Source organism: Flavobacterium sp. AED (assembly GCF_000812945.1).
Lineage (GTDB): Bacteria > Bacteroidota > Bacteroidia > Flavobacteriales > Flavobacteriaceae > Flavobacterium.
On the sequence record NZ_JSYM01000001.1, the window covers coordinates 1,227,501 to 1,251,234 of the forward strand.

Genomic DNA, 23,734 nt, shown 5'->3' on the forward strand with positions numbered 1-23,734 from the left:
AAATTTGAGAGCTGAAATCATTATTTCAGTGCTACAAAAAAATCACTGTTTTTGGTGATAGTTTGATAAAATATTTTAGGTTATTTTTACAAAAACTTAAAACACATATAAGATGAATGCAGTTCTCGCTTTGTTGTTTCTTTTGACCAGTTTTGTATGTCAAGTGATAAATGATATTATAGTTTGGTTTGCGGCATTGTGGTCGTAATACAATCGAAAGGAATCAATAGTTCACTTAATTTTTAACTACACATTCTATTTCATCTTCCTCAGAATTTCCGAGCCATCCTAGTATGGCTTTTAGATTTGTCTTTTTTATAAAAGATAAAATTTCAAAATAAATATGAAAATATACCTGCAGATACTATTTTACTTTCTTCTTATTAGTTGTAATTCAAGTAAAAAAACGACTAACGTAAAAATTCCCAATCAAAATTTCGAAGTTAAATTAGACAGTGCAAATTGGTATGACACTTCAAGAAAACGATTAATTCCCGTTGCATTTTATTTGCCAAAGACAAACGGAAAAATTATAAATCAAAAAGTGGTACTTGTCAGTCATGGTTATGCAGAAAATACCCCCGGAGCTAATAAAGGCTATTCTTATTTGACGAAAAATTTAGCTTCAAAAGGATATTTTGTAGTTAGCATTCAGCATGAATTACCAACAGATGATTTAATTCCTAAAACAGGAATTCCTCAAGTTGTGCGGCGACCAAATTGGGAAAGAGGAGCGGAGAATATTTTATTTGTTCTTAATGAATTGAAAAAGATAAATCCCGATTTAGACTATAAACATTTAATCCTAATTGGGCATTCGAATGGAGGTGATATGTCTGTTTTATTTGCTCATAAATACCCTGATTTAGTAGATAAAATAATTTCGTTAGACAATCGCAGAATGGAATTACCCAGAACCTCTAAGCCTAAAATTTATTCATTACGATCCAGTGACCAACCTGCTGATGAAGGCGTTTTGCCAACTGTTGCAGAGCAGGAAAAATTTGGTATAACAATCATTAAACTGCCTAATACGATTCATAATGTCATGAGTGATAGAGGAAATAAAAGGCAGAAAAGAGAAATTAATAGATATGTGATGCGTTTTTTATTTGAATAAAATAGCCGAATAATTATAATAACTAAACGTCACTGCACATCATATTTCATTTTTCTCAAAATCCGTAACGCTTCTTTAAACGACAAATACACTTGAGTAAAAGGTTTCAAAAGCAGTTTGGCATCAATCAGTTTTTGTTTGGCTTCTTCAAAACCGTTGAGGTAACAAATCATGAAGGTCGAGGGTAAATTTTCTAAATCTTTGCGTTCCCTTTCGGATAGCGAAAGCCCTTTTTGGAGCTTATTCAGCAAAGTAATATTGGCATTGTAAATATGAAATAATAGTTTTTTATTGAATTCCGGCGGCTGAAAAAGCATTTCTCTTTCAATTTTGTAATAACCATTATCATGAAAATGAATGGTTTGTTTTTCTAAAGGATAGTAACTCGTTTTATCATTCAAACCCAATGGAACATACTCAATAATCGTAAAAGTATCTTCATCATAAATGATTTCGACAACATCCTGAGCCGAGTAAAACAACTTAATTTGTTCGTTTATCAGTTCAATGTCTACGCGTGATAAATAGGTTTTGTCTCGGGATTTTTTGGCGATTCCAGCCCAGCAAATCACAAATAATTCTTTGAAAACTTTATATTTTGGAGACATGTCTTTGTGACGAAAATTCATAAAATCAATCACGCCGTCCAATGTATATTCGATGCTGTTTCTTGAATTATTTTCGATGCCAATTACGGTTTCCGTGTTCTGGTAATTTTTTTCTATTTCGCCTTCAACCGGCATGGTATTGCTGCCTCGCCTTATAAAAACGCTGTTGGCAGGAATGGTGTGGATTCCTTTTTTGAAATGGGACGTTTTGCTTTTGGGTTTGATGGTTACTAATCCAATCACTTTATCCTTTGGCAGATTTGGGAAAGGGACATTTTCGTATTGAATTTTTGGTGGATTTTCAAGATACGCATTCACTAAATTCTGAATTCGGCTATCGTCAAAGAAATCATCACCAACAATAGTATTGTCTTGGTCTTCAACACCTACGACAATATAGGAATTATTAGTGGGATTTGAATTGGATAAGGCGCAAATGTGTTTCAAAAACTTAGCTTTTCCCTCTCGGGTATGTAAATTCAACTGACGCTTTTTATCATAAAAACTGCTCTCATCATTGTGAGCGAGAAGGTTTTTAATTAAAATTCGTTTGTTGATCATTACTATTAGATTTTTAGATTTCTTAGATTGTTGGATTTTAGATTGTCTAAATAATCTAAAATCCAACAATCTAAAATTCAATTTTAAATATTTCTTTTTAAAATAGTTGCTGAAGCCTGTGCAGTTGGAAATACAATCAAATCAGCAATATTCACATGATAGGGTCTTGAAACTACAAAATGAATGATATCAGCAATATCTTCTGGTTGTAAGGCTTCGATACCTTTATAAACATTGGCAGCTCGGTCATTATCACCTTTGAAACGCACTTCGCTAAACTCCGTTTCCACCATTCCGGGATGAATGGCACCAACCCTGATTCCATAAGGATTCAAATCCATACGCATGGCTTGGTTCAGGGCATCAACGGCATGTTTTGAAGCGCAATATACGTTTCCGTTTGGATAGACTTCTTTTCCGGCAATAGAACCAATGTTGATAATATGACCTGATTTTTGTTCAATCATTCGCGGAATGATAGCTTTGGAAACATACAACAACCCTTTTACATTGATGTCAATCATCGCATCCCAATCGTCTAAATCTCCATTTTGGATAGCATCTAACCCGTGTGCATTTCCGGCATTATTAATTAAAACATCAATTTTAGAAAATGCTTCCGGCAAGGAATTGATATTTTCAAAAACGGCCTTTTTATCGCGAACATCAAATGATAACGTATGGATTTCAGTGAATTCAGAAAGCTCTTTCGCAAGTGCTGTCAATCGGTCTTCACGTCTTCCACAAAGAATAATTTTATAATTATTTTTGGCTAATATTTGTGCTGTTGCTTTACCAATTCCGCTGGTTGCACCAGTTACTAAGGCTATTTTACTCATGGTTTTTTTTATGTTTTTCAATCATCTTTTTTCTGTTTTTTGCAATTTTCGACCTCATTATGGAACATTTTTTCCCATACTTTCTGCCCAAATGGCAAACCAATCTTCTTTTTCTAATTCTAATTCGACGGCTTTCATCAATGCCTGAATTCTTGCGACATTAACCGTTCCAGCAATAGGAATGACTTGGGCTGGATGTTTTAAAATCCAGGAAAGTAAAATCGTATCAGAACCCAAATGGTATTTTGAAACTAATGTTGCCAATAATTTTTTTAGTCGGTGAGTTTGTGGAATATCTTCTCTGAAAACGCATCCTAACGGATTCCATGACATAGGACGAATGTGGTTCGTTTGCATATAATCAAAGCTTCCGTCAAGCATAGGTTCAAAGTTGGTAGCCGAAAATTGCACTTGATTGTAGCTGATTTCTGTTTTCTGACGAATCAATTCTGTCTGCGAAGAAGTAAAATTAGAAAGACCAAAATCTATAATTTTCCCATCTGATTTTAGTTTCAAAACCGCTTCGGCAATTTCATCCGCTTGCATCAAAGGACTTGGTCTGTGCAATAAAAACACATCTAGATAATCCGTGTGTAAATTTTTTAAGGAATTTTCAACGGACCAAATAATATGGTTTTTCGAATAATCATAATGTTTTATGGTGTTTTTACGGTTTTCCGTCACCATTTGGATACCACATTTGGATATCAGTTGTATTTTTTCTCTGGCTATTTTGCTGGAAGCAAATGCTTTTCCAAAATCAGATTCAGTGGTATAATCACCGTATATATCAGCATGATCAAAGGTGGTGATTTTGTTTTCTAAACACACCTTAATCATGTTTTCCATTTCTTTGGTATTTAGATTTTTATCCCAAATTCCCCAATTCATGACACCAGCAACGATAGGTGATAATTTTGTTTTACTCATGGTTTTTATTTTTTATTGAAATGCGTAATTCTTCGAATTCAAAGCATATTTTTCAAAGTTCTTAAAAATATGAAAATTGTATCATAATTCGTCCTTAAAATTAAGGGTTTGGTCGAAGTTTTAACCATTTTTTAACATCTTACGTCTAAAAAAAAATTCAATTTGCACCATCAAAACGAAGGCATTAAATTCAAGGTTTTAAAAATAATAAAATGGAAGAAAATACAGCGACTTTAGACATTAGAGCAATCAATGAAAAAATTGAAAGAGAGAGTGCTTTTATAGACCTTCTCACAATGGAAATGAACAAGGTTATTGTGGGTCAAAAGCACATGGTGGAGCGTTTATTAATTGGACTTTTGGGTCAGGGACACATTTTGCTGGAAGGAGTTCCCGGATTAGCAAAGACATTGGCGATAAATACCCTTTCACAAGCTGTTCAAGGATCTTTCAGCAGAATACAATTTACTCCTGATTTATTGCCTGCCGATGTTGTTGGGACAATGATTTACAACATCAAACAAAATGAATTTTCGATAAAAAAAGGACCTATTTTCGCTAATTTCGTCCTTGCCGATGAGATTAATCGTGCGCCAGCCAAAGTGCAATCAGCATTGTTAGAAGCCATGCAAGAAAAGCAAGTGACTATTGGTGATACTACTTTCAAATTAGACAGACCTTTTTTAGTTTTAGCTACGCAAAATCCAATTGAGCAAGAAGGAACATACCAATTGCCTGAAGCTCAAGTCGATCGTTTCATGTTGAAAACGGTTATTGATTATCCAAAAATGGAAGACGAGCGTTTAGTAATTCGTCAAAACTTAAAAGGGAGTTACGAAAAAGTAAATGCTGTAGTTTCGGTGGAGCAAATTTTACGTGCTCAAGAAGCAGTTCGTGAGGTTTACATGGATGAAAAAATAGAAAAATACATTCTTGATATTATTTTCGCCACACGTTACCCAGAGAAATATAAATTAGCTGATTTGAAACCATTAATCAGTTTTGGAGCTTCGCCTCGTGGAAGTATCAATTTGGCGAATGCCGCAAAATGCTATGCCTTTATCAAACGTCGCGGATATGTAATTCCAGAAGATGTTCGTGCTGTAGTTCATGATGTATTGCGTCACAGAATTGGAGTTACCTATGAAGCTGAAGCCGAAAATATTACTTCAGTGGATATCATTAACAAAATCGTAAACGAAGTAGAAGTACCTTAAAATCAGATTGAAGTTTACAGTATTCAGAAAACAGTCTTTATTAGACGGCTTTTTTATCTGAAATCTGAAATCTAAAATCTGAAATCTGAAAAAATGGATACAAAAGAGCTTTTAAAAAAAGTACGAAAAATAGAAATCAAAACCCGAAGATTGAGCGATCACATCTTTTCGGGAGAATATCATACCTCTTTCAAAGGACGCGGAATGACGTTTAGTGAAGTGCGCCAATACCAGTACGGAGATGATATTCGTGCTATTGATTGGAATGTAACCGCACGTTATAACGAAGCGCACGTGAAGGTTTTTGAAGAAGAACGTGAATTGACCATGATGTTAATGGTTGACATTTCGGGTTCGGAAAGTTTTGGTTCTAAAAACCAATTCAAAAAGGATATTGTTACTGAGATTGCCGCAACAATGGCTTTTTCGGCGACTCAAAACAATGATAAAATAGGGTTGATTTTATTTTCAGATGAAATCGAATTGTATATACCACCTAAAAAAGGAAGATCGCACGTATTGCGTATCATCAGGGAATTGATAGAATTTCAACCTAAAAGCCGTAAAACTGATATTGCCCAAGCCTTGAAATTTTTATCGGGAACCCAAAAAAAGAAAGCCATCGTGTTTGTGATTTCGGATTTCATGTCGGAAGATTATGAACAAACATTGAAAATAGCTTCTAAGAAACACGATATAACAGGTATTCGTGTGTACGATATTCGAGAAGAAAAAATGCCAAATTTAGGTATGGTTTCCATGCTTGATGCTGAAACTGGAGCAATCGAATTGATTGATACTAGTTCAAAATCAGTACGAATGAATTATGAGAAACAGTATCACGATAAAGTAAACTATTTTAAAGAAACATTCAGCAAATCAGGTTCAGGGGTTGTAAACACTAGAGTTGACGAAAGTTATGTCACTAAATTATTAGGCTATTTTAAATCGAGATAAGACAAAAACCAGTTTGGTTTAAATAACAATTAAATGAAAATTAGACTTTACCTACTTTTTTTACTGGTTACAACGTTTGTTTTTGCACAACAAAAACAAGTAGTCACAAGTATTGACACGATTAAAAATAAAATTGGTGCGGAATTTAAACTGTCCATAAAAACTACTGTAGACACATCGTCTAAAGTAATTTTTCCAAAGCTAAAAAACTTGGGTGCTTTAGAGGTAATTCAGTCCTATCCTATTGATACCATCAAAACAGATGGTCGTTATGAATTGGTGAAAAAATACGGATTAACCCAATTTGATTCCGGTAGATATGTTATTCCAAGTATAAAAATCTTCATCAATAGCAAGCCGTTTCTAACAGACTCGCTTTTAGTTGAAGTTGCGAATGTTAAAGTGGATACTTTGAAACAAAAAATGTTCGATATCAAGGGCATTGCCCAAGCGGATAATTCGATTGGAGATTGGTGGAAATATCTTTTGATAATCGCATTGATTCTTGGAATTGGAGTTTTGATTTATTGGTATATTAAAAAGCACCAAAAGAAAAAGTTAGAAGCCGAAATATTCAAAACACCAATAGAAAAAGCGACCAGTTTGCTTGATACTTTAGAGAAAAAAGAACTTTGGCAAAAAGGAGAAGTAAAAGCTTATTACAGTGAATTAACTGATATTACCAGAAATTATATTGAAGAAGCAATAGAAATTCCAGCAATGGAAAGCACTACATCAGAGCTGATTCAAGGACTTAGGGCCGCTTCTGTCAAAAAGAAAATGACGCTTTCGCAGGAAATAATCGAAAATCTGGAGCGTGTTTTAAAACAAGCCGATTTAGTGAAATTTGCGAAATCAAAACCATTGGATTTTGAAATTACCGAAGACCGAAATAAGATTCAAAAAGCAATTCTGACATTAGACAATTCTATTCCTGTTGAGGTTCCTGCAGAAGAAGATATTTTATTGAATGAGGCACAAAGACAAAAACAGATACAAATTCAATTATTAAAAAAGAGAAAAAAACGTATCGTTACTGCAGTCGTTTCAGTTGTTTTTTTACTGGTGGCTACGACTACTTTTTTCATTGTTCTCAAAGGATTTGATTATGTAAAAGATAATATTCTAGGGAACCCTACTAAAGAATTATTGGAGGGCGAATGGGTGAAAAGTGATTACGGAAATCCAGGTGTTATAATAGAAACGCCAAAAGTGCTGAAGAGAGTTGATTTGACTAAAACGCTGCCAAAAGACGGAATGGCGTTGATTAAAGAAATGCAATCTTTTGTTTATGGAAGTGTTTCGGATCATTTTTATCTGATGGTTTCTACTTTGAAATATAAAAAAGAGACCGAAATAGATTTGAAAAAATCAATGGACGGAGCATTGCAATCACTAGAAGTTCAAGGTGCTAAAAACATGATTGTGAAACAAGAAGATTTTGAAACCAAAGAAGGAATTAAAGGACTTAAAGCCTACGGTACATTTCAGAAAATAGATGGCGATAAACAAAACAGCGTGAAAATTTATTATGAAGCATTATTGTTTAGTCAAGAAGGTGGATTACAACAAATTTTACTCTTCCATGAAGAAGGTGACACGTATGCAAATGAAATATCAGAACGCGTTTTGAGTTCTGTCGAATTAAAACAAGCAAGTAAATAATGGCTAAAATAACTTTTTTAAACCCAGAATTTTTTTGGTTGTTTCTTCTGATTCCAGTTGCGATTGTCTGGCTATTTTGGAAAAAGAACCAACAATCAGCAACGTTAAAAATAAGTTCATTACAAGGATTTAAAGGCTCCAGTTCGTATTTAACAAAGTTGAAACCAATATTGAACGTGTTTCGTGTATTGGCTTTGTGTTCCTTAATTATTGCGATGGCAAGGCCCAGAACGGTTGATGTAAGCAATAAAACAAAAACGACTAAGGGAGTTGATATTGTCATGGCGGTAGACGTTTCCGGAAGTATGCTGGCCAAAGATTTGAAACCAAACAGAATGGAAGCGCTGAAAAGAGTAGCTGCTGATTTTGTTGAAGAACGGCCAAATGATAGAATCGGATTGGTAGTTTATGCTTCTGAAGCCTATACAAAATCTCCGGTTACTAGCGATAAAGCAGTTGTTCTGGATGCTATCAATAGTATAAAATACGATACTGTTTTACAAGATGGAACTGGAATAGGAATGGGATTGGCCACAGCCGTAAACAGATTGAAAGACAGTAAAGCGAAGAGTAAAGTGATTATTCTTTTGACAGACGGGGTAAACAATGCCGGATTTATTGAGCCTGAAACCGCTGCTGATATTGCAAAACAATACGGAATTAAAGTATATACCATAGGAATTGGAACAAACGGAATGGCAATGTTCCCTTATGCGGTGGCACCAAATGGTCAGTTTTTATTCCAAATGATGAAAGTGGAAATTGACGAGCAATTGATGAAAAGTATTGCCCAAAAAACGGATGGAAAATATTTTAGAGCAACAAGCAATAGCAAATTAGCGGAGATTTATGCGGCTATCAACAAACTGGAAACTACTGAAATCGAAGAACTAAAATTCTATGATTATGATGAAAAATTCAGACCATTTATTTGGTTTGCAGGTTTTCTACTGTTACTGGAAATAGGATTGCGAAATACGGTTTTTAAAAGCTTTATATAATGAGAGTCGCAAACTGAAAATTGTGACTAAAAGATAAAAAATGGAATTAGACGAAAAAAAATATTTATACCTGCTACTTATACTCCCAATTGTGGTGTTGGTTTTTCTAGTTAATTTATATTGGAAAAGAAAAAAACAACGCGAATTTGGAGATTTAGAAATGGTTAAAAAACTAAGCCCTGAAAGCTCTGTTTTTAAACCAGTTTTGAAGTTGGTATTGTTGTTGCTAGCATTACTTGGACTTATTCTTGGATTGGTAAATCCAAAGATTGGTACTAAAATGGAAACCGTAAAACGAGAAGGAATTGACATTGTTTTTGCAATGGATGTATCCAAAAGTATGCTGGCCGAGGATGTCGCACCCAATCGTTTGGACAAAAGCAAGCAAATTGTTTCGCAAATTATCAATCAGTTAGGAAGTGACAGAATAGGAATTGTGGCTTACGCCGGAAGTGCTTTTCCAGTATTGCCTATCACAACTGATTATGGAGTAGCAAAAATGTTTTTGCAAAGCATGAATCCGGGAATGGTTTCTTCTCAGGGAACATCGTTGGATGAAGCCATAAAATTATCAGCTACTTATTTTGATGATAAAAGTAAAACAAGCAAATTATTGATTCTGATTTCTGATGGAGAAGATCATTCTGAAGGTGCCGAAAGTGCTGCTGAAGAAGCCAATAAATTAGGAATGAAAATTATTACGATTGGAGTTGGAACTGAAAAAGGAGGAACGATTCCATTGAAAAGAAACGGAATTGTAGAAAGTTTTCAAAGAGACAATAACAATGAAGTGGTTATTACTAAATTGAATCGAGCAGGATTAGAAGCTATTGCAAAAGCTACAAAAGGCGGTTATGTCAATGGGAATAATACCAAAGAAGTGCTGGAATATATCAAAAATGCTTTGGATAAAATCCAAAAAACAGAATTTGAAGCTACTGAAATGGCTGATTTTCAATCTCAATTTCAATGGTTTTTAGGTTTTGCTTTTGTTTTCCTGTTTCTGGATATTTTCCTTTTGGAAAGAAAAACAAGTTGGGTAAATAAATTGAATTTATTTAACGAGAATAAATAAAATATAAAGAACAAAGTATTTAGAACCAAAACAAAAAAAATACTTTGACGCTTACATTTAAAAAATAAAATGAAGAACTTAATCTTACATCTTTTATTGCTTATTTCTTTTGTTGTAAATGCACAACAGAAAGACAGAATATTGCCTAAAGCAAATGAGGAATATGCTGAAAATAATTTTGTGGATGCGGAAGCTAATTATAGAATTTCGGATTCAAAATTTCCGAATAAAACGATTGCACCTTACAATTTAGGGAATGCAATTTATAAGCAAAACCAAGTGGCAGAAGCAAAATTCGCTTATGCAAAAGCATTAAAAAACGCTAAAACAAGACCGGATAAACACCAAGCCTTTCATAATTTAGGTAATGTTTTCATGAAAGAAAAGGATTATACACAAGCGGTAGAAGCCTATAAAAATGCATTACGAAATGGTCCTACAGATGAAGAAACCCGTTATAATTATGCTTTGGCAAAGAAAAAGCTAAAAGAAAATCCGCCAAAGGATGACAATAAGAAAAACGACAAGAAGAGCGATAAGGATAAAGACAAAGACAAGAAAAACGACGATAAGAAAAAGGACGGCGACAAAGATAAAAAGGACGATAAAGATAAAGACAAGAAAGACGACAAAGGAGACAAAGGAGACAAGGATAAAGACAATAAAGGTCCTAAACCTGATGATAAAGGGGAGCCAAAACCAGCGCCGGGAGGAATCTCTAAACAACGTTTAGAAAATCTTTTGGATGCGGTAAATAAGGAAGAAAAGAAAGTTCAGGATAAAGTGAATGCCCAAAAAGTAAAAGGAAAACCAGTCAAAACTGAGAAAGATTGGTAATTCAATTAGATAATTTGAAAATGAAAAGATTTATAGCAGTACTAGTTTTAATGGTGTGTAGCTCACTTAGCGCTCAAGTACAGTTTGAGGCGAGAGTAAGTAAAACCACGCTAGGCTTAAACGAAAGACTTCGTATCGATTTTATAATGAATGTAGACGGGGATAACTTTAATCAACCGTCTTTTGAAGGCTTTAGGATTATTGCAGGCCCAAGTCAGCAAGTGAGTCAATCATGGGTAAATGGTAAGAGTTCTTTTGAGAAAATATATTCTTATTTTCTTCTGCCAAATCAAAAAGGATCGTTAGTTATCAAGCAAGCCGCTATAGAGTACAATGGACAAATTTATAAAACATCGCCCATAAGAATTAATGTCACTGCGGCAACGGAACAGCCTAGAGATCCAAACGATACCAGTGTTTCAGCAGATGATAATATTTATCTTGTTGCTGATATTTCTAAAACAAATCCGTATATAAACGAACCAATTACAGTAGTTTATAAACTGTATTTCAGTTATAATATAGGAATCACTAATTGGCGGGAACTCAACAAACCAAAGTACAATGATTTCTGGAGTCAGAACATCGATATCAAACAGCTTGTTGCCGAAGAAGGGATGTTTAAAGGGCAAAAATACCGTTATGTGGTATTGAGAAAAACAGTTTTATATCCGCAAAAATCAGGAAAACTGGCAATAGAGCCTTTGTCATTAGATATTGATGTGCAATTGCCTACAAACCGTCGCGATATGTTTGGACGTGTAATTGTTACTGACGGTAGTAAAAGGGTTTCTGCAGGAACAAAAACGATTGCTGTCAAAGCACTTCCTGAGGCAGGAAAACCGGAAGATTTTTCTGGAGCTGTAGGTAATTTTGATTTTAAAGTAACACCAACAAAGACCGATTTAAAAAATGGAGAAAGCCTTGATTTAGTTGTAAGTGTAACTGGTAAAGGGAATATGAAATTGTTCAGTTTGCCAAAACCAGTAGTGCCAAATGCTTTGGAAATGTATGATGCCGTTCATAATGAACAAGTAGATACTCCACTTTCAGGAATGTCAGGAAAAATTTCGGATAGTTATACTATTATCCCGCAATACAAAGGAAATTACCCGATAAAACCATTACAGTTTTCTTATTTTGATTTGAGTTCAGGGACGTATAAGACTATTAGTTCAAAAGAAATAATGATTAATGTGTTGGACGGTCCTTCAGCTTCGGATGCAACGACTGCTTCTAATTCAGGGGAGAATAAAAATAAAATAGGGAGCGTAGAGCAATTCAAATTCATCAAGTTGAAAAGTAAACTTTTGAATAGGAATAAGAAAGACTTCTTCGGGTCTAATTTGTTTTATGGATTGCTATTTTTCCCGTTTCTATTATTGCCTTTGATTGTGTTATTCAAAAAGAAAAAAGAAGCTATTGACGGCGATATTACCGGAAACAGAATCCGAATGAATAATAGATTGGCAAAGAAATATTTATCGGAAGCCAAAAAGCAAATCAACAACAAAGAACTGTTTTATATTGCACTTGAAAAAGCGATGCATAATTTCCTGAAAGCTAAATTACATATTGAGACTTCAGAAATGAGCAAAGATAATATTCAGGAATTCTTGTTGTCCAGAAATGCTAATCCAGAAGCGGTGAATGATTTTATTGCGCTTACGGAGAACTGTGAAGTAGCTAGATATGCTCCATCATCAAGCGTTACGATACAACAGGATTTTGATAAAGCGGTAGCGATAATCTCCGAATTAGAAAAACAGATTACTTAACCACAAAGGGCTCAAAGAAGGCACTATGTACACTAAGTTTTAAAAATAAATAAATGACTGAAAACGAAATATCAAAAATTGTATTTGAAAGTGCGCTAAAAGTTCACAAGGTTTTAGGTCCCGGATTATTGGAGAGTGCTTATGAAGAATGCTTGTTTTATGAACTTAAAAAGTTTAATTTAAAAGTAGAAAAGCAAAAAGCACTTCCGTTGATTTATGAAGAGGTTAAACTGGATGTTGGTTACAGAATAGACATATGTATTGAGGATAAGTTTATTGTTGAGGTAAAATCTGTTGAAGCCTTGACAGATGTTCACTTGGCTCAATTACTAACGTATTTGAGATTGTCCGATTACAGATTAGGATTACTAATCAATTTTAATGTGAAATTGCTAAAAGAAGGAGTGAAAAGAGTTATAAATGGAGCGCTTTAAATAGTGATCATTGTGACTTCTCTGTGACCTTCGTGTTTAAATTTTTATGAAAAATATATTATACATACTCTTACTTTCAACCCAAATTTTCTTTGCCCAAAATGGCTTTGAAAAAGGGAATGCCTTTTACGAAAAAGGGAAATACAATGAAGCTGTTGCTGCTTATGAAAGCGTTTTGAAAGACAACAAATATTCGTCAGAATTGTATTTTAATTTAGGAAATGCCTATTATAAATTAAATAAAGTTGCGCCTTCCATTTACAATTATGAAAAAGCCTTGGTGCTTAATCCAAATGATAGCGAAAGTAGCAACAACTTAAAATTTGCTCAAAAAAGAACTATTGATGAAATTAAAGTAATCCCAAAAGTTGGTTTTGGAAAACTAGTACGTGATTTCACGGGAATTTATCATTACAATACCTGGGCTTGGATTTCAGTAGGTCTTGCAACCGCATTCTTGTTGTTTTTTATTGGATATTATTTTTCACAGATTACGGTTTACAAGCGGATTTTCTTTTTTGGAATGTTTGCCCTTATTTTTCTGATGCTAATCAGTATTTCATCAGCAATTTTCGAAAAAAGCCATTTTGATAATGAGAAACCGGCTATTGTTTTTGCTGAAATTACTGAAGTAAAAAGTGAGCCGCAAAAAGCGGGTTCCGCTATTTTTGTACTGCACGAAGGAACAAAAGTTTTTGTACAGGAAACATTAGAAAATTGGAAAAAAGTACAATTAACTGATGGAACTGAAGGCTGGATTGAGAGTAGTGCTATAAAGGAAGTGAAATAATAGTATTTAGTTCAGTCGCAGTATTATTCCATTTTGAATGCAATAAATAGGCTTAGCATGTATTTATGGGCTGCCTATCAATGCTATTCTCTGAAAACTGAGACCTGAAATCTGCCTACTGCTTTTTCTTCAAACCATCGTACCATTTCTCTATTGAAGGATACATAAACCGAGCTGTTTTTTGGATGGGATTATAAAATAAAGATTTATCCAAGGTCTCTTTTTTGGCTATAAAATTGTGATAATTTATTTTTTCGAAAACAGCGAATACAATACCTAATATCAAAACAGTTTTCAATACCCTAAAAAAACCACCGCCTAATTTGTTAATCCAGCCTAAAAAAGCTAAATCTGCTATTCCGGTAAGGAATTTCCCCAATAATGATATTCCAATCACAACGAGGATAAAAGTAAGTACAAAAGCAATCACTTGAATGGTATATGGATTCCAATGAACAAAACCTGCCAACATTCCTTTTATAAGTGAGGAAAATTTTATGGCAAAATAAATTCCGACTATTAATGATACTAAAGAAGCTAATTCAACAAAAAGCCCGTTTCTAATGCCTTTATAAAATGTATAGGCTAGTAATCCACTCAAAATGATATCCAAAAATCCCATGCTAATTAATTTAGTGAAAATAAAAGTGCAAATATAAAAGAATAGTTCAGTATCAATTGCCAAATTTCAAGTTCTTATCTTTGTCAAAATAATTCGATTGCTATTTTTGAAAATTTATAATCAAAAATCGGAAATCAACAATAAAAAATAAAAATGTCAAGAGACACACAACTTAAAGAACGCTGGGAACAGCTTGTAAATATACTTTCTAATCAATTTTCTCAAGGAGAGGATTTAGATCTCGATGCTATTATTTATCTAATTGGAGTACAAGAACTCGGAAAAGTACATAGCGAATACAAGAAAGACGAAAAACTAAACCTGATGCACATCGCGATTTGCAGGTTATTAGAGCCTTATGGATTCTATGAATTTGAGTTTTTTGATGAAGAAGGATGGCCGCATTACAAAGTAAAAGAGGAGTTGCCACCTCTAAAAGCGGGGGAACAATCGGTTTTGATGAAAGAAGCTATTGTAAATTATTTTATTGAAAGAGAGCTGATAGAGTAAACCATATAAGAAATTTAAGGAAATATAATTTTTTTCATAAAAACGGTTAGCTCAATAAAGCTCAGGCTTAAATGTTCTTACATTTCTTAAATGGTTAAAAAATGATGTTTTAGTTTTTGTTATTGAACTAAGTAAGCAATCTAACAATTTAGAATGGAAACTTTAAACTTTAAACGGGAAACCTAAAACAAATTTTGTAATTTTGCACTCTCAATTATTGGATGAAAATGATAGACAAGATAAAAGAATATATTGGTGAAGCACAAGCTTTCTCAACGCAAAATACAGCAGATTTAGAAGCATTCCGAATTAAATTTCTTGGAACTAAAGGGCTTTTGAAAGATCTTTTTGCTGAATTCAAAAATGTTCCTAACGAACAAAAGAAAGAATTTGGGCAAGTAATCAATTTGCTTAAAACTTCTGCCGAAGAAAAAGTAAAAACGATACAGGAAGCTTTAGAAAGTAAAGAAGAAATCAAAGGCTTTTATGGGGATTTGACGCGCTCGGCTGAACCAATAACTATTGGCTCTCGTCACCCTATTTCATTGGTAAAAAATCAAATTATTGACATCTTTTCAAACATTGGTTTCAATGTTTCTGAAGGTCCGGAAATTGAAGATGACTGGCATAATTTTACCGCATTAAACCTACCGGAATACCATCCGGCACGTGATATGCAAGACACCTTTTTCATTCAAACGAATCCTGATATTTTGTTGCGCACGCACACATCATCCGTTCAGGTGCGTTATATGGAAGATAATAAACCGCCAATTCGTACTATTTCTCCGGGAAGAGTTTTCCGTAATGAGGCAGTTTCGTCCCGTTCTCACTGTATTTTTCATCAAGTGGAAGGATTGTACATTGACAAAGACGTTTCTTTTGCCGACTTAAAACAAACACTTTTATATTTCACCAAAGAGATGTTCGGAAAATCAAAAATCCGTTTACGTCCGTCTTATTTCCCTTTTACCGAGCCAAGCGCTGAGGTTGATATTTATTGGGGTCTGAAAACAGAAACCGATTATAGAATCACTAAAGGAACCGGTTGGTTAGAAATCATGGGTTGTGGAATGGTTGATCCAAACGTTTTGAAAAACTGTGGCATTAATCCTGATGAATACAACGGTTTTGCATTTGGAATGGGAATCGAAAGAATCGCCATGTTGTTGTATCAAATCGGCGATATCCGTATGTTTTATGAAAACGACGTTCGTTTCTTGGAGCAATTCAAATCAAGCATTTAAATATTTAAGAATGTTGATTAACGATTTCTGAAGGATTTAAAATCTGAATTCAGAAATCGTTAATCTTATATCTAAAATCAAAAATATGAAATCCGACATCATCATCCCCGAAGTAGAAAACGTATTCCTTGCTGCAGTTCAGGAATGGAGTGACGATTTCATGGAAAAAGTATGGTATGCCTACTTAATAAACGATAGTGATTACCTTATAGAAAGTGTTATGGTCGTTTCCAAAGCTTTTGGAACCATAGACGGCGAAATGAAAAAAACATCACTTTTGCGTCATGCTTTTGTAGAAGTGCCGCCAGTTTCAGTGATCAAAATAGAAATGATAGAAAAAAGTGTTCTGGCTCTTAACAATGAGTTTATGTTGACTTATTTCATCGGAGATAAATTGCACGACAAAAAATTCATTTTCAAAGCGCATTCCATCCATGAGGATTTTGTGGAAGAAGTACCTATTTTATTCGTTGACGGAGTTATTGTGAAATAAATTTATTTCGGTTTCAAGCCGAATCAAAAATAATTATAAAAACAAAGGCACTATCTTTATATAGATTAGTGCCTTTGTTTTTTGTTAGACCTGAAGAAATTCTTCTATTTTACTAATCTAATTTATCAGTCAAAGCTTTAAAAACAGTTTTAGCATCTTTTCCTCCGTACAGAATTTCATAAACGGCATCTATAATTGGAGTTTTCGCTCCATACGCTTGATTGAGTTTATAAGCGCTTTTTGCAGCGTAATAACCTTCGGCAACCATGCTCATTTCCATCATTGCTGATTTTACCGTGTAGCCTTTACCAATCATATTTCCGAACATTCTGTTTCTGGAGAATACAGAATACCCAGTAACCAATAAATCGCCTAAATAAGCCGAATCATTAATGTTACGTTTCATTTTGTGAACCTTTTTAATGAATTTTTTCATCTCCCGAATCCCATTGCTCATCAATACTGACTGGAAATTGTCGCCATAACCTAATCCGTGTGCCATTCCGGCTGCAATTGCATAGATATTTTTTAGCATGGCAGCATATTCAGTTCCTATAATGTCATCTGTAATCTTCGTTTTAATGTAATTTCCGGATAGATTTTTAGCAACAATTTTAGCTTTTTCATCATCGCCACAGGCAATAGTCAGATACGACAATCGTTCCATAGCCACTTCTTCTGCGTGGCAAGGCCCCGTAATTACACCGATATTATAATAAGGAATATCATATTTAACATGGAAGTGTTCGCCAACAATTAAACTCGTTTCAGGAACAATGCCTTTTATTGCCGAAAAAATGATTTTGTCTTTCAGTGAAACCGTCAATTTTTCTAATTCAGCATCCAAAAAAGCAGATGGAATTGCAAAAATGATATAATCAGCATACCCCACAGCTTCGTTGATATCACTGGTAAGTTTCAGTTTTTTGACATCAAATTCAACAGAACTTAGATAATTTGGATTGTGTTTGTAAGTTTTAATGTGTTCTATAGCAGCTTCATTACGCATATACCACGAAACCTCCGAAAGATTTACACATAGCATCTTTGCAATCGCTGTTGCCCAACTTCCTCCGCCAATCACTGCAAATTTTATGTTTTCGGTCATTTTCTTATTAAATTTAATCAAAAGTACTTAAAAAAGTAGTGATTATACAAATAAAAATGGAACAAGAAATGGGTATTCTATGAGTTTTCAAAAAGGGATGATTCTAAGAAATAAAAAATAATTTTTTATTTTTTATTTTTTAACACAATATGTATATTCGATTTGCGTTCTATATGATTATAAATTAATCATTTAACAAATATAATGCAAATTGAATTAGTTGGTTTTGTTTTAGTATTTTAAAAGGCGTCCCCATTATAAACATGAGAACGCCTTTTTATTTGTGCCAATGTCAATCAGCATCAGTATTATTTGAATTAATAACCCATTTCTACAATAGACTGTATTTTCTCTAAAGTAATGTTTTGTTTTTCACCCAAGGCTTTCCAACCTCTCTCTTCAAAGCGGGTTACGATAAAATCAGCCGTTTTTTCAAAGTCTTTTGTATAATCAGATAATTTCGTTTGCATTCCCATTGTGTGAAAGAATTCAACCGTCTTGTTGATGGCTTCATTGGCAATTTCATCATCACTTCCTGTCAAATTAAAAATACGTTTTCCGTATTGTGCTAATTTTCCTTTTTTGGTTTCAAACATTACTCGGTACAAATTTGGACCTACAACCGCCAAAGTTCTGGCGTGATCGATTCCATACAAAGCGGTCAATTCATGTCCAATCATATGCGTTGCCCAATCTGAAGGAACACCTTTTTGGATTAATCCGTTTAGAGCCATCGTACAACTCCACATAAAGTTAGAGGCTAACGCATAATCCGTAGGATTTTCAACTACGTCTGGACCAACTTGAATCAAAGTTTGCAGAATACTCTCTGCTATTCGGTCTTGAAGATACCCTTCGTGCGGATAGGTTAAATATTGTTCTAAAACGTGGACGTAAGCATCAACAACACCATTTTGCAATTGTCTTTTTGGTAAAGAGGCGATTACAGTTGGATCACAAATGGAGAATTTTGGAAACATAGCAGAACCACCAAAGTCTAATTTTTCCTGAGTGGCTTCAATCGTAATTACAGCACCAGAATTCATTTCGGTTCCCGTTGCGGGTAAAGTCAATACAGTACCAAAAGGAATTACTTTAGTAACATCTTTAAAAAGAATTCTTTTCTTAAGAATATCAATTGGATTTCCTTCAAAATTTGCTGCTGCTGAAATGAATTTTACTCCGTCAATTACCGATCCGCCACCTACGGCAAGAATAAAATCGATGTTTTGGTCCTTAATAATCGCAACAGCTTTCATTAAAGTTTCAAAATGTGGATTGGCTTCTATTCCACCAAATTCAACTATGTCAAAACCTTTTAGATTGTTGATTACTTGCTCGTGAATCCCATTTTTAAAGATACTTCCACCACCATAAGCCAATAATATTTTAGCATCTTTTGGAACTAGTGTAGCTAGTTTTTCTATTTGTCCTTTACCAAAAATTAAGTTGGTAGGATTGTATAATTCGAAATTTAACATGTTTATTTTTTTGCGTTTAATTGATCTAATATTTTCTCAGCCACAAGTTTAGAAGAAGCTGGGTTTTGTCCTGTAATTAATAATCCATCTTCAACGGCATATGGATGCCAGTCAGCAACTTTGCTATAAGTAGCGCCGTTATTTTGTAAAACATCTTCTAATAGAAAAGGAACAACTTTAGTTAAATCTACCGCTTCCTCTTCTGTATTAGAGAATCCGGTCACTTTTTTGCCTTTCACTAAAAATTCCCCATTTACTTTTACATTTTTCAAAGCTCCAGGAGCATGACAAACAAAACCAACTGGTTTATTGTGTGTGTAAAATGATTCAATCAATGCGATTGAAGTTTTGTCTTCGGCTAAATCCCAAAGTGGACCGTGACCTCCTGGATAAAAAACCGCATCATAGTCTGCTTGATTTACATCCGATAATTTTTTTGTGTTTTTTAGTTTAGCAAGAAGCACAGTGTCGTTATCAAATCTTTTGGTGTCCTCTGTTGCTGCCGATGGATCTTCACTTTTTGGGTCAATAGGCGGTTGTCCTCCTAGCGGTGTTGCAATATCAATCTGTACTCCTTTATCTGCCAAAGCATAATAGGGTGCCGCTAATTCTTCTGTCCAAAATCCTGTTTTTTCTCCTGTGTTACCCAATTTATCGTGACTGGTAACCACAAATAATACTTTTTTCATACCTTTTTTATTTATTTTTTGTGCAGTGGCAGTGATGCAACTTGCGGTTAATGCTACAATGGCAAATAATGCAATTTTCTTCATGACTGATTTTGTTTGTACAAATTTAGGACGAATATGCTATTAGTAAAAATAATTTAAATTATGTTTGTGATAAATATATTTATATCATGGTCAATCTCGAATGGTACAGAACCTTCAAATCGGTTTACAAAAACGGGAATTTTTCTTTGGCGGCCAAAGAATTGTTTATCAGTCAACCTGCAGTTAGTCAGCAAATATCAATGTTGGAAGCCCATGTAGGGTATAAACTTTTCAATCGAAAGTCAAAAGGCGTGGAGCCAACAGAATACGCCAAGTTACTGAATAATCTAATCATTGAGGCTTTAGACCGATTGGAAAATGTGGAGAATGGTTTTCGTGCCAAAGCATTTAATGCGAATCGCTTAATTTCAATTGGAATTTCGAAACACTTGATGAGCAGCTTGGGAAGTTGTTTGATTTCAAAATTTGACTTTATTGATTTTAGCTTTCATGAAAATGATGCGCTTTTTGAATTGGTAGATTCTAAAAAACTTGATTTTGCGATTGTAACCAAAAAATACGATACGTTTGACACGATTCAGAAAAAGGTGGGTGAAATCAAACAGGTTATTGTAGGTTCAAACACTATTGATGCCTCCGAATTAAAATCAAATATTAAAATTAAAGATTTCACGGCAATCGAGCATTGGTTAAATGATCAAAAATGGTTCAGTCACAATGCACAAATTCCACACATCAAATTATTTTGGTTGTATGTTTTCAACAAAAAAAGACCTTCGATGGTTCCCAATTATATCATTCCATCCGAATATGAAATGTTGGAAATACTTTCCAGAAATACTGGAATAGGAGTAGTTTGGGATATAAATGCAAAGAATTTTATTGCAGAAAAAAGAGCACAATTACTATGGAACAGTAAGCAAATGCCAAGTACAGAAGTGTTTTTATTATCGGGTAAAAATGATAATTTGAGTGCTGTTTTCGAAAATATTGAAACAGAATTGAAAAAGGTTTTGGATTAATTACTTCCTGTAAAAGTTATTATGATCAATATATTCCCAAACTTTTGGTGGTAACAAAGGCTGCACATTTTTTCCTTTTTTGATGTTATCCCGAATAAATGTTGAAGATATTTCAACAACCGGTGCATCAATCATGTGGATTTTTGGATGGTCCTTAAACATTAGGTTCTCTGCTTCATTTGAAATTCTAGGATAGACATAAATTTCATGATGTGACAGAATAGCTTCGTAGTTTTTCCATTTATGCAAAGATTTTAAATTGTCTTCACCCATGATTAAGGAGAAATCGTAATTCGGAAATTTTTCTTGTAAATGAACTAAAGTGTTCACTGTATAATTAGGTTGTGACAGCTTGAATTCAATATCCGAAGGTTTGATTTTAGGAAAATCTTCGGTAGCAAGATGTACCATTTGCAAACGATGGTAATCGTCTAGTAAAGTGCTTTTTTTCTTCAAAGGATTGTGTGGTGTAACCACCATCCAAACTTGGTCTAAATCGGCATGTTCCGCCATGTGATTGGCAATGATGAGATGCCCAACATGAATGGGGTTAAACGTTCCGAAATAAAGACCTATTTTCATTTACTAGGGTTTTAGGTTTGGATTTTAGATGTTGATTATAACTAAAAGCCAACACCTAAAACCTAAAGCCAATATTTTTATTTTACAAAATTCTTTACCAATTGATATGCTTCTTCAAGAGCAATATCCAAATCGTAGTTTTTTATAATAACATCAAATTGTGGTGCTGTGGCTAGTTCAACCGAAGCTTTAGCAATACGCATATTGATTTTGTCTTCACTTTCGGTAGAACGTTCTTTCAGTCTTCTTTTTAGTTCATCCACGCTTGGCGGTTTTACAAAAACAGCTAAAGTTTCTTCTGGGAATTTATGTTTGATACGCAATCCGCCAGATACATCAATATCGAAAATTACATTTTTTCCTTTGGACCAAATGCGTTCCACTTCACTTTTTAAAGTTCCGTAGAAATTATCGCGATAGACTTCTTCCCATTCCAGAAAGTCTTCGTTTTTGATGTGTTTTTTAAATTCTTCGGTAGACATGAAATAATAATCTTTTCCATTTACTTCTTCGCCTCTTGGTGCGCGGGAAGCGGCCGAAATAGAAAATTCAAGATTTAAATCTTCTTTGCTTAATAAATGCCTAACTATGGTAGTTTTCCCAGATCCTGATGGTGCCGAAAAAACAATTAATTTTCCTCCTGTACTCATTTTATGCTGAATTTATTTCAGTATCTATTTATGTTTTTCCTGCAAGGTTTTTTTAATCTTGTAGGTCTATTTATTGTAGAAACCTACAAGGTTAAAAAAACCTTACAGGTTGGGACTTATTATAGAACGTTCAATACCTGTTCTTTGATTTTTTCTAATTCGTCTTTCATCTGAACGACTAATTTTTGCATTTGTGCGTGATTGGATTTAGAACCCATCGTGTTAATTTCACGTCCCATTTCTTGGGTAATGAACCCTAGTTTTCTACCATTGGCTTCGGTACCGTTGATGGTTTCAAGGAAATAATCAAGGTGATTGGTCAAGCGCACTTTTTCTTCCGTGATGTCTAATTTCTCTAAATAATAAATCAGTTCCTGCTCAAAACGATTTTCATCAACGTTAACTTTTAGTTCTGAAATTGCAGTTTGCAAACGGTCTTTTATCGCCTGAACGCGTTCTGGATCAAGTGCCAAAGCTTCGGTCATGTATTGACGAATATTGCCAATTCGCAACTGAAATTCTTTCTCAAGAGACATTCCTTCATCTCTTCTAAAGGTCAAGATGTTTTGTAACGCTTCCTCAATAACGGTTTGGATTTGTACCCAGTCGTTTTCATCGATTTCATCACGTTCTATTTTCATGGTATCAGGCATGCGAATAGCCATTTTCATTAGTTCAGTTTCATCAGCGTCAGCATAGACTTCTCTCAATTGATTAATATAGCCTTTTACAATTGGCACGTTAACTTTCGTCGAAGTTTGTTCCGCTGTACTTTCGATAAAAATAGAAAAATCTACTTTTCCTCTTTCCAGTTTTAGGGCAATTTGGTTGCGTAAACCCAATTCCATTTCGCGGTAAAGAGAAGGCATTCTCACATTCAAGTCCAAACCTTTACTGTTTAAGGATTTTACTTCTACCGTGATTTTTTTGGTTGGTAACTGCAAAGTCGCTTTACCAAAACCCGTCATTGATTGTATCATATAATTTTCTAAAAGAGGTCAAAGATAAGGAAAAGCCACCGAACACCCAAAGAGGTGAATTACTGATGGTTTTGTTGTTATTTTAATGGTTTTTGGTCTATGCCAAAGCAAGCATTACTTGATGCATGTTTTGTTGTGTATTGCCAATGTAAATGGTGTCGTTGATAATAAAAACGGGACGACTCAAGAATGTATAATGTTCCAGAATGTATTTCTTGTAATCATCTTCGGTTAAAGATTTATTCTTCAAATCCATTGATTTGTACAACTGTGCTTTTTTGCTGAAAAGTGCTTCATAGCTTCCGGAAAGTTCGCGCATTTGTTCCAATTCCTCCACTGTAATTGGGTCTTGTTTGATGTCGTGAAACTTAAAATCATGGTCTTTCGGTAATGATTTTATAATTTTTCTGCAGGTATCGCAAGAAGCGAGATAATATATTTTGTCCATGTAAATAGCGATTTCTTTGTGCAAAGAAAAATCATTTGATATGGA

General features: G+C 34.2%; 25 protein-coding genes. 14 read left to right on the top strand and 11 right to left on the bottom strand.

All coding sequences use genetic code 11. The features are described 5' to 3' along the window. Positions 1 to 343: 343 nt before the first annotated feature. On the top strand, positions 344 to 1,120 hold the full coding sequence (locus OA85_RS05475) for an alpha/beta fold hydrolase (RefSeq protein ID WP_039108474.1): 777 nt from the start codon (positions 344 to 346) through the stop codon (positions 1,118 to 1,120). A gap of 29 nt (positions 1,121 to 1,149) precedes the next feature. Here OA85_RS05475 and OA85_RS05480 read toward each other — a convergent pair whose 3' ends face one another. The 3 genes from OA85_RS05480 to OA85_RS05490 all read right to left on the bottom strand — a co-directional run bounded on the left by OA85_RS05480 (position 1,150) and on the right by OA85_RS05490 (position 4,058). Beyond that, complete coding sequence (locus OA85_RS05480; RefSeq protein WP_039108475.1) at positions 1,150 to 2,289, bottom strand: ATP-binding protein; 1,140 nt, start codon at positions 2,287 to 2,289, stop codon at positions 1,150 to 1,152. A gap of 83 nt (positions 2,290 to 2,372) precedes the next feature. Further along, complete coding sequence (locus OA85_RS05485) at positions 2,373 to 3,128, bottom strand: SDR family NAD(P)-dependent oxidoreductase (protein ID WP_039108476.1); 756 nt, start codon at positions 3,126 to 3,128, stop codon at positions 2,373 to 2,375. A gap of 57 nt (positions 3,129 to 3,185) precedes the next feature. Then, a complete protein-coding gene (locus OA85_RS05490; protein ID WP_039108477.1) occupies positions 3,186 to 4,058 on the bottom strand; it encodes an aldo/keto reductase family oxidoreductase in 873 nt (290 codons plus the stop codon). Between the two features lie 212 nt (positions 4,059 to 4,270). Between OA85_RS05490 and OA85_RS05495 the strand changes: the two genes are divergently transcribed. The 9 genes from OA85_RS05495 to OA85_RS05535 all read left to right on the top strand — a co-directional run bounded on the left by OA85_RS05495 (position 4,271) and on the right by OA85_RS05535 (position 13,812). Beyond that, positions 4,271 to 5,275, top strand: a complete 1,005-nt coding sequence (locus OA85_RS05495; protein ID WP_039108478.1) for a MoxR family ATPase — start codon at positions 4,271 to 4,273, stop codon at positions 5,273 to 5,275. A gap of 93 nt (positions 5,276 to 5,368) precedes the next feature. Then, positions 5,369 to 6,232, top strand: coding sequence for a DUF58 domain-containing protein (locus tag OA85_RS05500; protein WP_039108479.1), 864 nt, complete (start codon positions 5,369 to 5,371; stop codon positions 6,230 to 6,232). Positions 6,233 to 6,265: 33 nt separating this feature from the next. After that, the gene (locus OA85_RS05505) at positions 6,266 to 7,897 is read left to right on the top strand and encodes a hypothetical protein (RefSeq protein WP_039108480.1); all 1,632 of its coding nucleotides are present in this window, start codon (positions 6,266 to 6,268) and stop codon (positions 7,895 to 7,897) included. Beyond that, positions 7,897 to 8,898, top strand: a complete 1,002-nt coding sequence (locus OA85_RS05510) for a VWA domain-containing protein (RefSeq protein WP_039108481.1) — start codon at positions 7,897 to 7,899, stop codon at positions 8,896 to 8,898. The genes OA85_RS05505 and OA85_RS05510 overlap by 1 nt, the downstream gene beginning before the upstream one ends. Before the next feature lie 40 nt (positions 8,899 to 8,938). Beyond that, entirely contained in the window at positions 8,939 to 9,973 is a 1,035-nt protein-coding gene (locus OA85_RS05515) for a VWA domain-containing protein (RefSeq protein ID WP_039108482.1), read from the top strand. A 69-nt stretch (positions 9,974 to 10,042) separates the two neighbouring features. Then, positions 10,043 to 10,810, top strand: coding sequence for a tetratricopeptide repeat protein (locus OA85_RS05520; RefSeq protein WP_039108483.1), 768 nt, complete (start codon positions 10,043 to 10,045; stop codon positions 10,808 to 10,810). A 20-nt stretch (positions 10,811 to 10,830) separates the two neighbouring features. Continuing rightward, positions 10,831 to 12,588, top strand: coding sequence for a BatD family protein (locus OA85_RS05525; protein WP_039108484.1), 1,758 nt, complete (start codon positions 10,831 to 10,833; stop codon positions 12,586 to 12,588). 53 nt (positions 12,589 to 12,641) lie between these two features. After that, complete coding sequence (locus OA85_RS05530) at positions 12,642 to 13,022, top strand: GxxExxY protein (protein WP_039108485.1); 381 nt, start codon at positions 12,642 to 12,644, stop codon at positions 13,020 to 13,022. A 46-nt stretch (positions 13,023 to 13,068) separates the two neighbouring features. Beyond that, a complete protein-coding gene (locus OA85_RS05535; RefSeq protein ID WP_039108486.1) occupies positions 13,069 to 13,812 on the top strand; it encodes a tetratricopeptide repeat protein in 744 nt (247 codons plus the stop codon). 115 nt (positions 13,813 to 13,927) lie between these two features. On the opposite strand, the gene OA85_RS05540 is transcribed toward OA85_RS05535, so the two are convergent. Next, complete coding sequence (locus OA85_RS05540) at positions 13,928 to 14,434, bottom strand: CvpA family protein (RefSeq protein WP_039108487.1); 507 nt, start codon at positions 14,432 to 14,434, stop codon at positions 13,928 to 13,930. A gap of 153 nt (positions 14,435 to 14,587) precedes the next feature. Between OA85_RS05540 and OA85_RS05545 the strand changes: the two genes are divergently transcribed. The 3 genes from OA85_RS05545 (at position 14,588) to OA85_RS05555 (ending at position 16,684) form a co-directional block, all read left to right on the top strand. Beyond that, positions 14,588 to 14,944 carry a hypothetical protein gene (locus tag OA85_RS05545; RefSeq protein WP_039108489.1) on the top strand — a complete coding sequence of 119 codons (357 nt, stop codon included), beginning with the start codon at positions 14,588 to 14,590 and terminating at the stop codon, positions 14,942 to 14,944. A 227-nt stretch (positions 14,945 to 15,171) separates the two neighbouring features. Further along, entirely contained in the window at positions 15,172 to 16,191 is a 1,020-nt protein-coding gene (gene pheS / locus OA85_RS05550) for a phenylalanine--tRNA ligase subunit alpha (protein WP_039109396.1), read from the top strand. A gap of 85 nt (positions 16,192 to 16,276) precedes the next feature. After that, positions 16,277 to 16,684 (top strand): hypothetical protein, encoded by a 408-nt coding sequence (locus OA85_RS05555; RefSeq protein WP_039108490.1) that lies wholly within the window; start codon positions 16,277 to 16,279, stop codon positions 16,682 to 16,684. Between the two features lie 112 nt (positions 16,685 to 16,796). On the opposite strand, the gene OA85_RS05560 is transcribed toward OA85_RS05555, so the two are convergent. From OA85_RS05560 to OA85_RS05570, 3 genes are all read right to left on the bottom strand, one after another. After that, on the bottom strand, positions 16,797 to 17,792 hold the full coding sequence (locus tag OA85_RS05560; protein ID WP_039108491.1) for an NAD(P)H-dependent glycerol-3-phosphate dehydrogenase: 996 nt from the start codon (positions 17,790 to 17,792) through the stop codon (positions 16,797 to 16,799). 317 nt (positions 17,793 to 18,109) lie between these two features. After that, entirely contained in the window at positions 18,110 to 19,273 is a 1,164-nt protein-coding gene (locus OA85_RS05565) for an iron-containing alcohol dehydrogenase (RefSeq protein WP_039108492.1), read from the bottom strand. Between the two features lie 2 nt (positions 19,274 to 19,275). After that, positions 19,276 to 20,046: a type 1 glutamine amidotransferase domain-containing protein gene (locus OA85_RS05570; protein WP_039108493.1), complete on the bottom strand. Its 771-nt coding sequence runs from the start codon at positions 20,044 to 20,046 to the stop codon at positions 19,276 to 19,278. An 86-nt stretch (positions 20,047 to 20,132) separates the two neighbouring features. On the opposite strand from OA85_RS05570, the gene OA85_RS05575 reads away from it, so the two are divergent. After that, positions 20,133 to 21,029 (top strand): LysR family transcriptional regulator, encoded by an 897-nt coding sequence (locus OA85_RS05575; RefSeq protein ID WP_039108494.1) that lies wholly within the window; start codon positions 20,133 to 20,135, stop codon positions 21,027 to 21,029. Here the strand turns inward: OA85_RS05575 and nadD are convergent, their stop codons facing one another. The 4 genes from nadD to OA85_RS05595 form a co-directional block, all read right to left on the bottom strand. After that, positions 21,030 to 21,611 (bottom strand): nicotinate (nicotinamide) nucleotide adenylyltransferase, encoded by a 582-nt coding sequence (gene nadD / locus OA85_RS05580; RefSeq protein WP_039108495.1) that lies wholly within the window; start codon positions 21,609 to 21,611, stop codon positions 21,030 to 21,032. A gap of 77 nt (positions 21,612 to 21,688) precedes the next feature. Beyond that, positions 21,689 to 22,261, bottom strand: a complete 573-nt coding sequence (gene gmk / locus OA85_RS05585; RefSeq protein WP_039108496.1) for a guanylate kinase — start codon at positions 22,259 to 22,261, stop codon at positions 21,689 to 21,691. 119 nt (positions 22,262 to 22,380) lie between these two features. Continuing rightward, a complete protein-coding gene (locus OA85_RS05590; RefSeq protein ID WP_039108497.1) occupies positions 22,381 to 23,241 on the bottom strand; it encodes a YicC/YloC family endoribonuclease in 861 nt (286 codons plus the stop codon). 97 nt (positions 23,242 to 23,338) lie between these two features. After that, entirely contained in the window at positions 23,339 to 23,689 is a 351-nt protein-coding gene (locus OA85_RS05595) for an arsenate reductase family protein (protein WP_039108498.1), read from the bottom strand. Positions 23,690 to 23,734 lie beyond the last annotated feature (45 nt).

Coding starts and splice junctions, on each gene's coding strand:
- nadD (WP_039108495.1), bottom strand. CDS start 21,611: ATGAAAATAGGTCTTTATTTCGGAACGTTTAACCCCATTCATGTTGGG.
- OA85_RS05475 (WP_039108474.1), top strand. CDS start 344: ATGAAAATATACCTGCAGATACTATTTTACTTTCTTCTTATTAGTTGT.
- OA85_RS05545 (WP_039108489.1), top strand. CDS start 14,588: ATGTCAAGAGACACACAACTTAAAGAACGCTGGGAACAGCTTGTAAAT.
- OA85_RS05500 (WP_039108479.1), top strand. CDS start 5,369: ATGGATACAAAAGAGCTTTTAAAAAAAGTACGAAAAATAGAAATCAAA.
- OA85_RS05570 (WP_039108493.1), bottom strand. CDS start 20,046: ATGAAGAAAATTGCATTATTTGCCATTGTAGCATTAACCGCAAGTTGC.
- OA85_RS05505 (WP_039108480.1), top strand. CDS start 6,266: ATGAAAATTAGACTTTACCTACTTTTTTTACTGGTTACAACGTTTGTT.
- OA85_RS05480 (WP_039108475.1), bottom strand. CDS start 2,289: ATGATCAACAAACGAATTTTAATTAAAAACCTTCTCGCTCACAATGAT.
- OA85_RS05555 (WP_039108490.1), top strand. CDS start 16,277: ATGAAATCCGACATCATCATCCCCGAAGTAGAAAACGTATTCCTTGCT.
- pheS (WP_039109396.1), top strand. CDS start 15,172: ATGATAGACAAGATAAAAGAATATATTGGTGAAGCACAAGCTTTCTCA.
- OA85_RS05530 (WP_039108485.1), top strand. CDS start 12,642: ATGACTGAAAACGAAATATCAAAAATTGTATTTGAAAGTGCGCTAAAA.
- OA85_RS05595 (WP_039108498.1), bottom strand. CDS start 23,689: ATGGACAAAATATATTATCTCGCTTCTTGCGATACCTGCAGAAAAATT.
- OA85_RS05485 (WP_039108476.1), bottom strand. CDS start 3,128: ATGAGTAAAATAGCCTTAGTAACTGGTGCAACCAGCGGAATTGGTAAA.
- OA85_RS05560 (WP_039108491.1), bottom strand. CDS start 17,792: ATGACCGAAAACATAAAATTTGCAGTGATTGGCGGAGGAAGTTGGGCA.
- OA85_RS05575 (WP_039108494.1), top strand. CDS start 20,133: ATGGTCAATCTCGAATGGTACAGAACCTTCAAATCGGTTTACAAAAAC.
- OA85_RS05535 (WP_039108486.1), top strand. CDS start 13,069: ATGAAAAATATATTATACATACTCTTACTTTCAACCCAAATTTTCTTT.
- OA85_RS05495 (WP_039108478.1), top strand. CDS start 4,271: ATGGAAGAAAATACAGCGACTTTAGACATTAGAGCAATCAATGAAAAA.
- OA85_RS05540 (WP_039108487.1), bottom strand. CDS start 14,434: ATGGGATTTTTGGATATCATTTTGAGTGGATTACTAGCCTATACATTT.
- OA85_RS05565 (WP_039108492.1), bottom strand. CDS start 19,273: ATGTTAAATTTCGAATTATACAATCCTACCAACTTAATTTTTGGTAAA.
- OA85_RS05490 (WP_039108477.1), bottom strand. CDS start 4,058: ATGAGTAAAACAAAATTATCACCTATCGTTGCTGGTGTCATGAATTGG.
- OA85_RS05520 (WP_039108483.1), top strand. CDS start 10,043: ATGAAGAACTTAATCTTACATCTTTTATTGCTTATTTCTTTTGTTGTA.
- OA85_RS05525 (WP_039108484.1), top strand. CDS start 10,831: ATGAAAAGATTTATAGCAGTACTAGTTTTAATGGTGTGTAGCTCACTT.
- OA85_RS05515 (WP_039108482.1), top strand. CDS start 8,939: ATGGAATTAGACGAAAAAAAATATTTATACCTGCTACTTATACTCCCA.
- OA85_RS05510 (WP_039108481.1), top strand. CDS start 7,897: ATGGCTAAAATAACTTTTTTAAACCCAGAATTTTTTTGGTTGTTTCTT.
- gmk (WP_039108496.1), bottom strand. CDS start 22,261: ATGAGTACAGGAGGAAAATTAATTGTTTTTTCGGCACCATCAGGATCT.
- OA85_RS05590 (WP_039108497.1), bottom strand. CDS start 23,241: ATGATACAATCAATGACGGGTTTTGGTAAAGCGACTTTGCAGTTACCA.